This window comes from Enterococcus sp. HMSC076E04, from assembly GCF_001814285.1.
Classification (GTDB): Bacteria; Bacillota; Bacilli; order Lactobacillales; family Enterococcaceae; genus Enterococcus_B; species Enterococcus_B lactis.
In genome coordinates, this window is sequence record NZ_KV815628.1 from 94,248 (window position 1) to 108,839 (window position 14,592).

General features: G+C 38.9%; 14 protein-coding genes. 13 read left to right on the forward strand and 1 reads right to left on the reverse strand.

What is annotated here, in order from left to right; translation table 11 throughout:
• The first annotated feature begins 51 nt into the window (after positions 1-51).
• The 10 genes from HMPREF2961_RS11725 to HMPREF2961_RS11770 all read left to right on the forward strand — a co-directional run bounded on the left by HMPREF2961_RS11725 (position 52) and on the right by HMPREF2961_RS11770 (position 7,419).
• Positions 52-579 (forward strand): YqeG family HAD IIIA-type phosphatase, encoded by a 528-nt coding sequence (locus HMPREF2961_RS11725; RefSeq protein ID WP_002310373.1) that lies wholly within the window; start codon positions 52-54, stop codon positions 577-579.
• Positions 576-1,685, forward strand: coding sequence for a ribosome biogenesis GTPase YqeH (gene yqeH / locus HMPREF2961_RS11730; RefSeq protein WP_070704826.1), 1,110 nt, complete (start codon positions 576-578; stop codon positions 1,683-1,685). Before HMPREF2961_RS11725 ends, yqeH begins: the two co-directional genes overlap by 4 nt.
• A gap of 15 nt (positions 1,686-1,700) precedes the next feature.
• On the forward strand, positions 1,701-2,012 hold the full coding sequence (gene yhbY / locus HMPREF2961_RS11735) for a ribosome assembly RNA-binding protein YhbY (RefSeq protein ID WP_002315279.1): 312 nt from the start codon (positions 1,701-1,703) through the stop codon (positions 2,010-2,012).
• A gap of 9 nt (positions 2,013-2,021) precedes the next feature.
• Complete coding sequence (locus tag HMPREF2961_RS11740) at positions 2,022-2,672, forward strand: nicotinate-nucleotide adenylyltransferase (RefSeq protein ID WP_002316969.1); 651 nt, start codon at positions 2,022-2,024, stop codon at positions 2,670-2,672.
• The gene (yqeK, locus tag HMPREF2961_RS11745; RefSeq protein WP_002314176.1) at positions 2,656-3,249 is read left to right on the forward strand and encodes a bis(5'-nucleosyl)-tetraphosphatase (symmetrical) YqeK; all 594 of its coding nucleotides are present in this window, start codon (positions 2,656-2,658) and stop codon (positions 3,247-3,249) included. The genes HMPREF2961_RS11740 and yqeK overlap by 17 nt, the downstream gene beginning before the upstream one ends.
• A gap of 21 nt (positions 3,250-3,270) precedes the next feature.
• Positions 3,271-3,630, forward strand: a complete 360-nt coding sequence (gene rsfS / locus HMPREF2961_RS11750; RefSeq protein WP_079997869.1) for a ribosome silencing factor — start codon at positions 3,271-3,273, stop codon at positions 3,628-3,630.
• Between the two features lies 1 nt (position 3,631).
• Entirely contained in the window at positions 3,632-4,372 is a 741-nt protein-coding gene (locus tag HMPREF2961_RS11755) for a class I SAM-dependent DNA methyltransferase (RefSeq protein ID WP_002315278.1), read from the forward strand.
• A gap of 219 nt (positions 4,373-4,591) precedes the next feature.
• Positions 4,592-5,743, forward strand: a complete 1,152-nt coding sequence (locus tag HMPREF2961_RS11760; RefSeq protein WP_002315277.1) for a nucleotidyltransferase — start codon at positions 4,592-4,594, stop codon at positions 5,741-5,743.
• A 130-nt stretch (positions 5,744-5,873) separates the two neighbouring features.
• A complete protein-coding gene (locus tag HMPREF2961_RS11765) occupies positions 5,874-6,593 on the forward strand; it encodes a YebC/PmpR family DNA-binding transcriptional regulator (RefSeq protein ID WP_024635881.1) in 720 nt (239 codons plus the stop codon).
• Between the two features lie 178 nt (positions 6,594-6,771).
• Positions 6,772-7,419, forward strand: coding sequence for a hypothetical protein (locus HMPREF2961_RS11770; RefSeq protein ID WP_002290861.1), 648 nt, complete (start codon positions 6,772-6,774; stop codon positions 7,417-7,419).
• Positions 7,420-7,501: 82 nt separating this feature from the next.
• Here HMPREF2961_RS11770 and helD read toward each other — a convergent pair whose 3' ends face one another.
• Positions 7,502-9,781, reverse strand: coding sequence for an RNA polymerase recycling motor HelD (gene helD / locus HMPREF2961_RS11775; protein WP_070704828.1), 2,280 nt, complete (start codon positions 9,779-9,781; stop codon positions 7,502-7,504).
• Between the two features lie 277 nt (positions 9,782-10,058).
• On the opposite strand from helD, the gene HMPREF2961_RS11780 reads away from it, so the two are divergent.
• The 3 genes from HMPREF2961_RS11780 to thrS all read left to right on the forward strand — a co-directional run bounded on the left by HMPREF2961_RS11780 (position 10,059) and on the right by thrS (position 14,387).
• Positions 10,059-11,882, forward strand: coding sequence for a heavy metal translocating P-type ATPase (locus tag HMPREF2961_RS11780; RefSeq protein ID WP_002315274.1), 1,824 nt, complete (start codon positions 10,059-10,061; stop codon positions 11,880-11,882).
• Positions 11,883-11,928: 46 nt separating this feature from the next.
• Complete coding sequence (locus tag HMPREF2961_RS11785; protein WP_002287649.1) at positions 11,929-12,108, forward strand: 2-hydroxymuconate tautomerase; 180 nt, start codon at positions 11,929-11,931, stop codon at positions 12,106-12,108.
• Between the two features lie 335 nt (positions 12,109-12,443).
• Complete coding sequence (thrS, locus tag HMPREF2961_RS11790; protein ID WP_002290867.1) at positions 12,444-14,387, forward strand: threonine--tRNA ligase; 1,944 nt, start codon at positions 12,444-12,446, stop codon at positions 14,385-14,387.
• Positions 14,388-14,592: the final 205 nt, after the last annotated feature.

Here is a 14,592-nt window from a genome sequence, read left to right on the forward strand (position 1 = left end):
GTTGAGGAGTACTTTATGTGCTCCTTCATTTTTTGCAGATGAGGAGACAACATGTTTTCAAATTACAAACCAACATGGATGGTAGAAGCCATCTATCAGATTACACCTGCCCAATTAAAGAATCTAGGCATCAAAGCAGTATTGACAGATTTAGACAATACGTTGATTGCATGGAATAATCCAGATGGAACAGAAGAGTTGCTTACGTGGATTTTAGAAATGAAAAATGCAGGAATCCCTGTTGTTGTTGTTTCAAACAATAATTCAAAACGTGTCGCGCGAGCGATTGAAAAATTTGATCTTTTGTATGTTGCACGAGCAATGAAACCTTTAGCAAGAGGGATCAACATAGCAAAGAAACAATTGGATTTAGCAGATGATGAGATAGTAATGGTAGGCGATCAGATCATGACTGATATACGTGGAGCCAACCGTGCAGGGATACGTAGCATCCTTGTAAAACCCATCATCGCAACAGATAGTTGGAAGACACAATTTAATCGTTTTTGGGAAAAAAGAATTATGGCCTATCTATTAGCAAAATACCCTGATATGGGCTGGCGAGGTGGAATCGAATGACAGAAGAATTACAATGTATCGGCTGTGGTACCGTTATACAAACAAGCAAACCCGGTGAATTAGGATACACGCCGCAAACGGCTTTGGAAAAAGGGTTAGCTTCCGGGGAAGTCTATTGTCAGCGTTGTTTCAGATTACGCCATTATAATGAGATCCAAGATGTCTCATTGACGGATGACGACTTTTTACGCTTACTGAATGAATTAGGGCAAAAAGATGCATTGATTGTCAATGTGGTGGATATTTTTGACTTCAATGGTTCACTGATTCCAGGACTACACCGTTTTGTCGGTGATAATCCAGTACTTTTAGTGGGAAACAAAGTGGATATATTACCGAAATCATTGAAAAAACCTAAATTAACACAATGGATGAAGGAACGTGCTCACGAAGCAGGGATTCGTCCAGTAGATGTATTACTAACTAGTGCTAAGAAATCTCATGAGATGACGGAACTATTAGAAAAAATTGAAGAATACCGCGATGGACGGGATGTCTATATCGTCGGAGTAACAAACGTAGGGAAATCAACGCTTATCAATCAAATCATCAAAAATACAGCGGGAGTACAAGATGTGATCACAACCTCACAGTTTCCCGGAACGACCTTGGATAAAATCGAGATTCCTTTAGATGATGGACATTTTTTGATTGATACACCGGGGATCATCCATCGACATCAAATGGCGCACTACTTAGGTAAAAAAGATTTGCGGATCATTGCCCCGTTAAAAGAAATCAAACCTAAAGTTTATCAGCTGAATGAAGGGCAAACACTTTTCTTGGGTGGACTTGCAAGGTTTGATTTTATCAGCGGCAATCGTGCTTCATTTATTGCTTATGTGTCAAATGATGTAAATATTCATCGAACGAAACTGGAAAAAGCAGACGAATTTTATCAAAAACATGTAGGTGGATTATTACAGCCTCCTCGTCCTGATGAAGTCGAGGCATTTCCGGAGCTTGTTCGTTTTGAGTTTTCTGTGAAAGAAAAAACAGACATCGTTTTTGCCGGTCTAGGCTGGATCACTGTAACAGCGCCAGCAGTAATTGCGGGCTGGGCGCCAAAGGGTGTAGATGTATTGAAACGCAAAGCATTGATTTAAGGAAGAAGGAAAATTATGAGTTTAAGAGGAAAACAAAAGCGTTTTTTACGTAGCAAAGCGCATCATCTTCAGCCGATTTTTCAAATCGGTAAAGGTGGAATTAATTCAGCAATGATCGTCCAAATTGAAGAAGCTTTAGAAAAAAGAGAACTGATCAAAGTATCTCTACTTCAAAATACAGATGAGGTTGCAGAAGAAGCAGCTCAAGTATTAGAAAAAGAAATCGATTGTGAAATCGTCCAAATCATTGGACGAGTGATCGTATTATACAAACCTTCTACAAAAGAAAAGTATCAAAGGTTATCAAATGAAGTAAAAGCAATATAAGGAGTGACCATGATGAATACGCAAGCTAAGACATTTGTTCATTCACAACTATTTCCTAAAGAAATGCCTCAATTCTTAGAGAAGAAAAAGCAAGTAGGGATCCTAGGTGGAACGTTCAATCCCGTTCACCTTGCTCATTTAGTGATGGCTGAACAAGCTGGCCGGAATTTAGGTCTTGACCGCGTATTTTTAATGCCTTCTTATCAGCCGCCTCATGTTGATGAGAAAGAGACGATTGATGCAAAACACCGACTCAACATGTTGGAATTAGCGGTGGAAGACAACCCTTTTTTGCAGATTGAAACGATTGAATTAGCTCGTGGTGGGAAAAGCTACACCTATGATACGATGAAGGAATTGACACAAAACAATCCGGATACAGATTATTACTTTATTATCGGCGGGGATATGGTAGAATATTTGCCAAAATGGTATAAAATTGATGAGTTGACTTCGATGGTCAATTTTGTGGGCATACGTCGACCAGGTTACACAACAGATACGCCATATCCTGTGATTTGGGTAGATGTACCTGAAATCGACATAAGTTCCACAAAAATACGTCAAAAGATCAAAGAAGGCTGTTCTATCCGCTATCTTGTTCCAGATAAAGTAATTGATTATATCCAAAATGAAGGGTTGTATGAAGATGGACTATAGTAATGAATATACTGCTTATTCTAGAGAAAACCTGATGCAAAAAATACAGATGAGAATGAGCGAACAACGTTTCAAGCATGTGCTTGGAGTAGAAGAAACAGCTGTTGCTCTTGCCAAAAAATACGGTGCTTCTCCTGAAAAAGCTAGTATCGCTGCATTGACACACGATTATGCGAAAGAACGACCAGATGAGGAGTTCAAAATGGTGATCGTAAGAGACGGTTTTGATCCAGAATTATTGAATTATAATAATGCTATCTGGCATGGGCTTGTTGGTGCTTCATTTGTAGAACGGGAATTAGGAATCACTGATTCAGAGATTCTTCACGCGATACGAGTGCATACGACTGGCGCTGCTAAAATGAGTCTCCTGGACAAAATCATTTATGTAGCAGATTATATTGAACCAGGTCGGGATTTTCCTGGGGTGCAAGATGCACGGACAATTGCATGGGTTGATCTAGATGAAGCAGTAGCATTTGAAACAAAACATACGCTATCCCATCTACTTGCACAAGAACAACAGATTTATCCAAAAACAATCGAAACATATAATTACTGGGTAGCAAAAAAATAAGCCACTCAATATTAGGAGGAAATCATCATAGATAGTAAAGAACAATTAAAAATTGCGGTTAAAGCAGCAGATTCAAAACGGGCAGAAGACATTATCGCTTTAGACGTTCGAAATGTTTCCTTGTTAGCAGATTATTTTATGATCTGTTCAGCAAATAGTGAACGTCAAATCAACGCAATTACAGAAGAAATCATTGATAAAGAAGAAGAAAACAAATATGAAGTAAAACGTATTGAAGGAAAAGAAGGCGGAAAATGGGTATTGATCGACCTTGGAGATTTGATCGTACATGTTTTCCATGCGCCAGAACGAAGCTTCTATAATTTGGAAAAACTATGGTCAGATGCGCCGTTAGTCGATCTTAATGAATGGTTGGATTAACATGGCTTATGAAACATTTGCTTTCATTTACGATGAAGTGATGGACGAAATGCTTTACCAGCAGTGGTTAGCTTTTTCGAAACGTCATTTGCAAGAAGACACAAAAAATATTTTGGAACTGGCGTGCGGTACTGGAGCATTAGCGGTTGCCTTTGCAAAAGATGGATATGAAGTGACAGGGTTAGACCTTTCAGAAGAGATGTTGATGATCGCAAGCCAGCGAGCATATGAAGAAGACGCATCGATCCAATTTGTAGAAGGCAATATGCTCGATTTATCAGAAATCGGTCAATATCAAGCAATTACTTGTTTTTCTGATTCGTTGTGCTACATGAAAAATAGACAAGAGGTACAGCAAGTTTTTGATGAAGTCTATCAAGCGTTAGAAGAAAATGGCCGATTTTTATTTGACGTGCACTCCACCTATCAAGTAGACGAGGTTTTTCCAGAATATAGCTATCATTATCAAGGGGATAATTTTGCTTTTTTATGGGATAGCTATCCAGGAAGTGAGAAACACAGCATCGAACATTTTTTGACTTTTTTCGTTGAGGAACCAGAAGGATCTGGGCGATTTATCCGTGAAGATGAACTACATGAAGAGCGTACCTATCCATTGGAAAGCTATTTAAGAATGCTGGAAAACAGTGGGTTTTCGAAAGTCGAAGCATTTTCTGATTTTACAGACGAAGCAGCATCAGAGAAATCAAAGCGCTGGTTCTTCGTAGCATACAAAGACTAGCAATTTTGCCTGCTCGAGTTAACAAGAAAAAGAATAAATCTTCAACATAAATTATATATCCGAACGATATAGGCATTGCTCTTGCGGTGCAGCTTTTCTTCGCAGAAGTATTGTGTTTGCGAGAATAGTTTATATAGTTCGGGTATTTTTTCTGATTTTTGACTTTTCCTTACTTGTCTCTAGTGTTTTTTTATCGATAAACTATGAAGGAGGACGGACATGAAAAGCTGCGGGATTATCGTAGAGTACAATCCATTTCACAATGGACATCGCTATCATGCTGAAATGGCACGAAAAACAACAGGAGCAGAGGTCGTCATTGCTGTAATGAGCGGGAATTTTTTGCAACGAGGCGAACCGGCTATCATCGATAAATGGCATCGTGCGAATGAAGCTTTGCAAAATGGTGTGGATTTAGTAGTAGAGCTTCCTGTCGAATGGGCGGTTCAGTCAGCTGATTATTTCGCTAAAGGTGCAGTGAAAATCTTGCAAGCATTGGACTGTGACAGTTTGTGTTTTGGAACAGAAGAAGAGACCTCGTTTGACTATGGTAGTTTCGGCCGATTTGTTCAACAGAATCAAGATAAGATAGAAGAGTCTTTTCACGAACTGTCTGATCAAACGTATAGTTATCCGCAAAAAATGACTGCAGTTTTTCGCAGTCTGTATCCCGATATTGCGCTTGATTTTTCTTCACCCAATCATATTTTAGGATTAAGTTATGCAAAAGAAAATGCTAAGTATATCCACCCTATGGAGTTACATCCGATCCAGCGTAAAAGTGCAGGCTATCATGAAAAAACAATCAAAGATCAAACAATAGCCAGTGCAACAGCCATTCGCCATGCGTTAGAAGAAGGAAAAAGGATCGCTGGACTTGTGCCATTTCAGACAGAAGAAGATCTTTCCACTTGTTCGTTACAGACTTGGGAATCCTATTGGCCGTATTTGCGTTATCGGTTGTTATCTTCTACTTTGATGGAATTGACAGATATCTATCAGATGACCGAAGGAATAGAAACTCGCATGAAGACAGCAGCTGCAACAGCTAACGGTTTTGCAGATTTTGTATCAAAAGTAAAAACAAAGAGATATACATGGACGCGGATCCAACGATTATCTTGTTATGTCTTGCTGAATATCAAAAAGCAAGAGATTCCTATCCAACAAAATAAAAATTATCTTCGACTACTTGGATTTACCGATGCTGGAAGAAGATTCTTAAAAGAAAAAAAAGAGATTTCTATTTATTCCCGAATCGGAAAAAAAGAGGCACAAGAAGCGGAACTGTTAGTTAGAAGTGATCAAATCTATCAATTGGGAGGCAATATTCCAGAACAGAATTTCGGACAAATCCCAATCCAAGTATAGACCTTTGACTGAAAATGAGAAGAATGAAGGAAGAAAGAAAAAAAGCTTCACAGAATCGTGATTCACAAGTATAATGGAACAGGACGTTTTTGCGTTATGAAACTATCAAATCAGAAAGCGAAGTGAAAATATGGGACGTAAATGGGCAAATATCGTAGCAAAGAAAACTGCTAAAGATGCTAATAATAGCCGGATTTATGCAAAATTTGGGATTGAAATCTACGCGGCAGCAAAATCAGGTGATCCTGATCCGCATGCAAACCAAAAACTACGTTTCGTCATTGATCGCGCTAAAACTTATAATGTACCAAAACATATTATTGACCGAGCAATCGAAAAAGCAAAAGGTGCAGGAGATGAAACATACTCTGAATTACGTTATGAAGGATTTGGACCAAGCGGCTCAATGGTGATCGTTGATACATTGACAAACAATGTGAATCGAACAGCAGCAGACGTACGAGCAGCATTTGGGAAAAATGGCGGGAACATGGGTGTTTCTGGAGCGGTTTCTTATATGTTTGACAATACAGCGATCTTTGCATTTGCAGGAGAAGACGCTGATGAGATCCTTGAATATCTAATGGAAAAAGACATCGACGTTCGTGATGTGATAGAAGAAGATGGACAAATCATCGTTTACGGTGAAGTAGCGGATTTCCATAGTATCCAAGAAGCATTAAAAGAAAAAGGAATCACTGATTTTTCAATTGCTGAGATCCAAATGATTCCTCAAACCGAAGTTACATTATCTTCAGAAGACCAAGAAACATTTGAAAAAATGATTGATGCGCTAGAAGATCTAGAAGATGTACAGCATGTGTTCCATAATGTGGCATTAGAAGACTAAGCAATCAGTTTTAACGAAAAGCATTCAGTCTTTTTCAAAAAGCAGGACAATCTCACTAACAGATTGTCTTGTTTTTTTGTGTGATTTATTTTCTATTCTAATTCAACCTGTGGTATGATGAGAGCATAAGTATCATATGAAATGATATGAAGTATGTGGAAGATGGACGGGGAAGAATATGGAAGCAAAAATCACTTTAGAACCTTTTGAACGTATCTTAAGCGGTTACCGCAAAGTAGAAGAGTTAGCAGTGAACGTAACTGATTGTTCAAAATTAGCGCAAAAATACGCAAGATTCGGCGTTGAAGGCTATCGATTAGGAAACTATGTCGGTACAGGGTATCTGAACCGTTATTTAGAGTGTATGGTGGACCGCGCACCAATGCTGATTTATAGACAAAAATATTTGATTCCGCTGCTTTTTCGTCGTTCTGATTCAGCCTTTCGGTTATTTGAAGAAGAGTATCGGATGGAGGCTTTCTTTCTACTATTGGAGTGGAGCTTAAAGCATCATCCTGAAAAAATTCTCATCGAAAGAAATGAGAAGATAGATACGAAAAAAAATAAAGTGGTCGATAGTGCATACCTAGCATTTCGTGTATCAGAAATTTTGGATTGTGGGGGGTATCCAATCAGCAATTTCCAATCAATCGATCAGTTCATTGAATGGAACCGAATTTACCGATTGATCGACAATGGCGGTATTGGACGTCATAGTAAGGTATTTGACCCAGAATATCCAGAAAACATGGAAGAACTGAAAATGATTATTTCGCTTGTCAAATTAAAATATCCTGAAACAGATTTGGATTTATATATAGAATAAATGATAGAATTACTTTTTCTGCAATTATTACTGTAACTAAAAAGACAACTGCTAACATTAACGATAGCAGTTGTCTTTTTAGTTACAATACTTTTTTCTCATAAGATGAAATATCCATATTGTTTAACAAAGGACTTTCATTATTGGAGGTAAAAAGTGTCAATTCATGCATCGCACGTGTACACATGGTGTAAAGGATCAATTTGTCTTGTTGAGAAGAAAAATGATCTGCATCTACATCCCACAAGAAAACTCGGTCAAACTCCAGACCTTTTGCTAAAAAGGCCGGAAGTAAAATAATGGAACGCTTCATAAAATCACTCTCATTTAAAATCAGCTGGACTTGTTGTTTCAACTCGTCTGGCAGTTGAGCATAAAGAGTCTCGCATTCTTCTTGGATTTTAGCAATGATTGCTGTACGCCAATACCGGGCTTTTCCCTGAGTCGTTCGAATGGTATCTGCTAACCAATTCAGTTTGACATCATCAGTTGTTCCTTGGATGAGCAAAGGCAAATCGCCTTTTCTTGCTGTAGTCTCTACTTGATGTTCTTTTGCAATAAAGTGATTAGCAAAATCAGTGATTTCTTTTGTGGAACGATAGCTTGTCGTTAATTGGAAACGGGTGACTTCACGGTCCACGAAAAGTTCTTCCAATGATCCCACGATTGTTTCATTTCCAAAGACATTTTGATTTAGATCTCCACAGAAAGTCAAATTTGCTTTTGGGAACAAGGCTTGCAACAATGCGACTTGTGATGGTGCGAAATCCTGCATTTCATCAATAAAGATATAGCGAGCTTTGTGTGTGACCGTCACCGGATACGTTCGGCGCATCAGTAAAAAGAATAGGACAGCATCCTCTTGGGGCAACTCTCTTTGACGCAAATGTGTACGAATAGTTGCTAAATGTTCTTGCCATCTGGTCTCGCTGATTTTATGCCGTGTCAGAAGAGAAAGTGGCACAGTTTGTAAAAAGTGGAGATATTGTTTCGTTATATTGACAAATTGATAATTCATGATTCCTCGATGAATTCGACGGAATCGTTTACGTACGATTTGGTTAGCCAGTTTTTTACGTAAGGAACGCTCCTTTTGTTCTGTATATTCAAGATTAGGATCTGTTGCGTATAGTTCTTGGAGCTGCTCTTCCGCGAGATCTTTGACCCATTGCTGACGTGTTTCATCTTTTTGCAGACCGCCTAATTTTTTCAGTAGTTTTGTTTGTAATAGAGAGAGTCTGTGATGCAAGGGAAGTTGTTCATTTGTTTCTTTATACCATTGGCGAATCGATTCCTTTGATAGGATCGTACGGCCATTTATTTTCATATCACGGAACAAGGGACCGTAGCTTGTGATGCTTTGGATATAGCGATCAATCTGATCCACTAAGGTCAATCCGCTTTTCATCACTTGTATCGGATCTTTTTCGCCTAGCAAAAAACCACTTTCTTGTTGCTGTTCGTCTAATAAAGAAAACTCTGGCAACAGCTGTGAAATATAATTTTTGAATGTTTGTGTAGGCACACCGCTTTCACCTAATGAAGGCAATACAGTCGAGATATAATCAGAAAACAAATGGTTTGGTGAAAATAGAAGCACGTTTTCTGCCTCTAGCCATTTGCGATTATGATACAACAGAAAAGCAATACGTTGAAGCAGAGCAGACGTTTTTCCGCTTCCGGCGATTCCTTCAATCAGCATCACTTTACTTGTTGTGTCCCGAATGATTGCATTTTGTGCTTTTTGTATCGTAGAGACGATATTTTTCATATGGTTGCTTGATGCTTCGTCCAATATCTCTAGCAAAAAGTCATCGTTGATTACTTCCGACGTATCTACCATAGATAAAATACGTCCTTCTTGGATTTTAAATTGTCGTTTCAACTGCAGATCGACATCTATTCTATCTGTTTCAGTTTCATAAAATGCGGGACCAATCTCACCTTCATAATAAAGGTTGGCAATTGGTGCGCGCCAGTCAATAACAATTGTTTCTTCTGCTAGATCTCTTAAAGAAGCGATACCTAGATACAATGTTTCTGTTTCACGGTCTTCTTTAAAATCGATACGGGCAAAGTAAGGACTGTCTTTCATAACAGACAACGTTTGTAGGCGTTTTTGCTGCGCCTCAAGAGTATGATATTTTAAAAGCAATTCTTGCTCATGTTGGCGATATTCAACAGCAGATTCATAAAAAGTTTCATTGGAACCAGCTCGAATCTTGTGATTAGCTGTGTCTTTTGTCGAATGATTCATTTCTTGAGTCAATTCTCGTTGTTTTGTATCCAGCATATTTTGTTCGATCTGGATTAGTTCGATCGTTTCATCCACGTGCGTTTGTTCTAGTTGTTTCTCATTCATCACATGTTTGCTCCTTCCGCCGTAAATAACGAATTAAAAGTATAGCACAGTTTTTCGAAAAAAGGTACTTTTTAACGGATGAATCGAAAAAAGTCCTCTTTGCTCGATAGATTCGTTTGTCGGACTGGCGACTATTGGAAACGCTGATAGTGATAATTGTTTTCAATTAAGGCCTATTGTTTTAAAAAGTGTTAAGCAAGGACTAAGCTTAAGAGAAAGAGAGGCAATTGAAGATGGATGACTAACCTCTAAGTCACAAAAAAGAGGAGAAGAAACTATGACACATTTTAAAAAATTTTTACTTACTTTATTTATTGGCGGAGTAGCTTTGTTAAGTGAATTTGTTTTCCATCAGCCGGGACTTGCTTTTATGATTGTTGCATTTACTGGAGGGATTCTCGCCTTCTTGATGTTTTTGGAAATGATCAAAACATTGCGTTCAGGAAGATATGGTGTAGATATATTAGCGATTACCGCAATCCTTGCAACATTAGCCGTCAAAGAATATTGGGCTAGTTTGATGATATTGATCATGCTTACAGGTGGAGATAGTCTAGAAGATTACGCGAATAAACGAGCAGGTAAAGAATTGCAATCTTTATTAGACAACACCCCAAGAATCGCCCATCGATTCAAAGAAGGAAGATGGCAGGATATAGTAATTGATGAAATAAATGTGGATGATCAGCTGCTAGTCAAGCCTGGCGAGCTTGTACCAGTTGATGGTCGAGTGATCAAAGGAGAATCATCAGTCGATGAATCTTCTTTGACAGGAGAGTCTCGTCCAGAAACAAAGAAACCTGGAGATCAGATCATGTCTGGGTCTTTAAATGGAGACGGATCAATCCAAATGATTGCTGAAAAACGCGCTGCAGATAGCCAATATCAAATGATCATTAAATTAGTCGAAGAATCAAAAGAAAAACCTGCCCGATTCGTCCGTTTAGCTGATCGTTATGCGGTTCCCTTTACATTGATCGCATATTTGATTGGCGGTATTTCTTGGTGGTTCTCAAAAGATCCTTTGCGTTTTGCAGAAGTATTGGTCGTAGCATCGCCTTGTCCATTGATTTTAGCTGCGCCGATCGCTTTAGTTGCTGGGATGAGCCGTTCAAGTAAAAACGGGATTGTTGTTAAAACTGGAACAACGATTGAAAAGCTCGCACGTACAAAAACGATTGCTTTTGATAAAACAGGAACGCTTACCAAAGGAATATTAGAAGTAGAGGCGATTCAACCAGTCAATGGAATGAAAAAAGAAGAGCTACTTATGTATGCAGCAAGTGCAGAACAGGAATCTAGCCATATCTTAGCTCGTTCGTTAGTGAACAACGTGAAAAACAGCCAACTGTATCCTGTTAGTCAACTGAAAGAAGTGACAGGTCAAGGAATCCAAGCAGTAGTCAATAATCATGACGTAAAGATTGGACGCGCTTCTTTTGTTTCAGTGGAAGAAATCGAGACTTCTGAAACAGCAATCTATGTAGCCATTGATCAATCCTTTGCAGGAACCATCCTATTTTCGGATCAGATTCGCTCAGAAGCAGCAAGGACAATCAAAGAGCTAAGAAATCTTGGTGTGAAAAATTTGATGATGATTACCGGAGATGGATCAGCCATTGCTCAAGCGATTGCAGAGGAAGTCAAATTAGATTCTGTACATGCTCATTGCTTGCCTCAAGACAAATTGACTATTTTAGAAAGTATCCCTAAAGATCAACGACCTGTGGCGATGGTAGGAGACGGCGTGAATGACGCACCAGCACTTGCTGCTGCAGATATCGGCATTGCAATGGGCGCTCATGGTTCTACAGCTGCTAGTGAAAGTGCAGATGCGGTCATCTTGAAAGATGATCTTTTACGTGTAGCAAAAGCAGTAGTGATCTCAAAAGATACGATGAGAATAGCGAAACAATCTGTACTGATTGGCATCTTTATTTGTATTTTTTTGATGTTAATTGCAAGTACGGGTCTGGTTCCTGCGTTATTCGGGGCTGTTTTGCAAGAAGTCGTGGATACGGTCTCTATCCTGAGTGCGCTGAGAGCAAAAAAAGACCCAGCCATTTTTCCGGATTCAGTACCCAAGACAAACATAGTATGATAGAATCGAGATGAAAAAAGAACGATCAGAAAGAGGAGAGAACATTATGCCATTCGTACATGTCGAATTAGTAGAAGGTCGCAGTCCGGAACAATTAGAAAATATGATGAAAGATATCACGGAAGCTGTTCATAAAAACACGCAAGCACCAAAAGAACACATCCATGTTATCATCAACGAGATGAAAAAAGGAACATACGGTGTAAATGGGGAATGGAAAAAATAAGTTTGGTTTCACACTTGATTTTTCTATTTATTAGTGGTTAAATAAACACATAATTGATTGATGAGAAAGCCAACTGAATTTGAGAGTCTTCGATAAGAGAGGAAAAGCTAGGCTGAAACTTTTCCAGGAGAAAACCAAAGGATGACCACTTTCGAAACCCTTGTTGAAGCAAGGGCGGTCGGACCGTTACAACGTTTGAGGAACGCATGTGCGTTTGAACATTAGGTGGAACCACGAACTTTTCGTCCTAGTATCTCTTTTCAAGAGATGCTAGGATTTTTTGTTTTTCAGCTTGATGATCTGATCAATCAAAACATTTCAAGGAGGAAACTATTATGATAAAAATTACTTTTCCAGATGGTGCAGTCAAAGAATTTGAGGCTGGTACAACAACATTGGCAATCGCTGAAAGTATTTCAAAAAGCTTAGCAAAAAAAGCTTTAGCTGGTAAAGTGAACGGCAAACTTATTGATTTGACTCGTCCAATCGAGGAAGATGCAAGTATTGAGATCGTCACACCAGACCATGAAGATGCACTTGGATTAGTCCGACATTCAGCAGCTCATTTGATGGCTCAAGCAATGCGCCGCCTCTATCCAAATATCCACTTTGGTGTTGGGCCAGCTATTGATTCAGGGTTTTACTATGATACAGACAATGGACAAAATCAAGTAACTGCAGAAGATCTTCCCGCAATCGAAGCAGAGATGATGAAAATCGTCAAAGAAAATCTGCCAATCGAACGCCGTGTTCTTTCGAAACAAGAAGCATTAGAAATTTTTGCAAGTGACCCGTACAAAGTAGAACTGATTAGTGAATTGCCAGAAGAAGAAGTGATTACTGCCTATCAACAAGGTGAATTCATCGATTTGTGCCGTGGACCACATGTTCCGTCTACTGGTCGTATACAAGTATTCAAATTATTATCAGTGGCAGGTGCTTACTGGCGTGGAAACTCAAACAATCAAATGATGCAACGAGTTTACGGAACAGCCTTTTTTGATAAAAAAGCTTTGAAAGAATATATCCGTCTGCGTGAAGAAGCAAAAGAAAGAGATCATCGTAAACTAGGGAAAGAACTTGACTTGTTTATGGTTTCTCCAGAAGTTGGTTCTGGTTTGCCATTCTGGCTTCCAAAAGGGGCAACAATCCGACGTACGATCGAACGTTATATCGTAGACAAAGAAGTTAGTCTAGGTTACCAACATGTGTATACACCGATCATGGGAGATGTTGAGTTGTACAAAACATCTGGACACTGGGATCATTATCAAGAAGACATGTTCCCGCCAATGGATATGGGAGATGGCGAAATGCTTGTTCTTCGTCCAATGAACTGCCCTCATCACATGATGGTCTACAAAAACGCCATCCATTCTTACCGTGAATTACCAATTCGTATCGCTGAATTAGGAATGATGCACCGCTATGAAAAATCAGGTGCTTTGTCAGGTTTACAACGTGTACGAGAAATGACGTTGAACGATGGTCATACATTTGTTCGTCCTGACCAAATCAAAGATGAATTTAAGCGTACGCTTGAATTGATGGTCGCAGTATATGCTGACTTCAATATTACAGATTATCGTTTCCGCTTAAGCTACCGCGATCCAAACAATACAGATAAATATTTTGATGATGATGCAATGTGGGAAAAAGCCCAAGCAATGCTGAAAGCTGCTATGGATGAATTAGAGCTAGATTACTTTGAAGCAGAAGGTGAAGCAGCCTTTTACGGACCAAAATTAGATGTCCAAGTCAAAACAGCTCTTGGGACAGAAGAAACATTGTCAACTATACAATTAGACTTCTTATTGCCAGAACGCTTTGATTTGACATATGTTGGAGAAGATGGGGAAAATACACATCGTCCAGTAGTTATCCACCGCGGAATCGTTTCTACGATGGAACGTTTTGTCGCCTATTTGACAGAAGTATACAAAGGTGCTTTTCCAACATGGCTAGCACCAATACAAGCGACAATCATCCCTGTTTCTGTTGATGCACATGGCGATTATGCTTATGAAATCAAAGAACGCTTGCAAATGAAAGGTTTACGTGTAGAAGTCGATGACCGCAATGAAAAAATGGGCTATAAGATTCGTGCCTCTCAAACACAAAAAATTCCTTACCAATTAGTTGTCGGTGATAAAGAATTGGAAGATGCAACAGTGAATGTACGTCGTTACGGAAGCAAAGAAACAGCTGTAGAAGATTTGAATATCTTTATTGATGCTATGGAAGCAGAAGTCAAAAATTACAGCAGAGAAAACAAATAGATAAAACATCTATAAAAAAGCACTAAATAAAAAACAATCCAAACAATAGAGAACAGATATTCCACAATCCCACAGATGGTCAATAGAATTTGTGGGATTGATGGAATGAGCTATCCTATCGTGCGGATTGTTTTTTTGTTTTTTTATCCAGTACACGACCGTTAACAAGGAACTGATATGGTATACTTACATAGACGATTATTAA

Bases quoted from the DNA above. Each gene is read 5' to 3' on its own strand.
- HMPREF2961_RS11725 (WP_002310373.1), top strand. From the start codon at position 52: ATGTTTTCAAATTACAAACCAACATGGATGGTAGAAGCCATCTATCAG.
- yqeH (WP_070704826.1), top strand. From the start codon at position 576: ATGACAGAAGAATTACAATGTATCGGCTGTGGTACCGTTATACAAACA.
- yhbY (WP_002315279.1), top strand. From the start codon at position 1,701: ATGAGTTTAAGAGGAAAACAAAAGCGTTTTTTACGTAGCAAAGCGCAT.
- HMPREF2961_RS11740 (WP_002316969.1), top strand. From the start codon at position 2,022: ATGATGAATACGCAAGCTAAGACATTTGTTCATTCACAACTATTTCCT.
- yqeK (WP_002314176.1), top strand. From the start codon at position 2,656: ATGAAGATGGACTATAGTAATGAATATACTGCTTATTCTAGAGAAAAC.
- HMPREF2961_RS11755 (WP_002315278.1), top strand. From the start codon at position 3,632: ATGGCTTATGAAACATTTGCTTTCATTTACGATGAAGTGATGGACGAA.
- HMPREF2961_RS11760 (WP_002315277.1), top strand. From the start codon at position 4,592: ATGAAAAGCTGCGGGATTATCGTAGAGTACAATCCATTTCACAATGGA.
- HMPREF2961_RS11765 (WP_024635881.1), top strand. From the start codon at position 5,874: ATGGGACGTAAATGGGCAAATATCGTAGCAAAGAAAACTGCTAAAGAT.
- HMPREF2961_RS11770 (WP_002290861.1), top strand. From the start codon at position 6,772: ATGGAAGCAAAAATCACTTTAGAACCTTTTGAACGTATCTTAAGCGGT.
- helD (WP_070704828.1), bottom strand. From the start codon at position 9,781: ATGAATGAGAAACAACTAGAACAAACGCACGTGGATGAAACGATCGAA.
- HMPREF2961_RS11780 (WP_002315274.1), top strand. From the start codon at position 10,059: ATGACACATTTTAAAAAATTTTTACTTACTTTATTTATTGGCGGAGTA.
- HMPREF2961_RS11785 (WP_002287649.1), top strand. From the start codon at position 11,929: ATGCCATTCGTACATGTCGAATTAGTAGAAGGTCGCAGTCCGGAACAA.
- thrS (WP_002290867.1), top strand. From the start codon at position 12,444: ATGATAAAAATTACTTTTCCAGATGGTGCAGTCAAAGAATTTGAGGCT.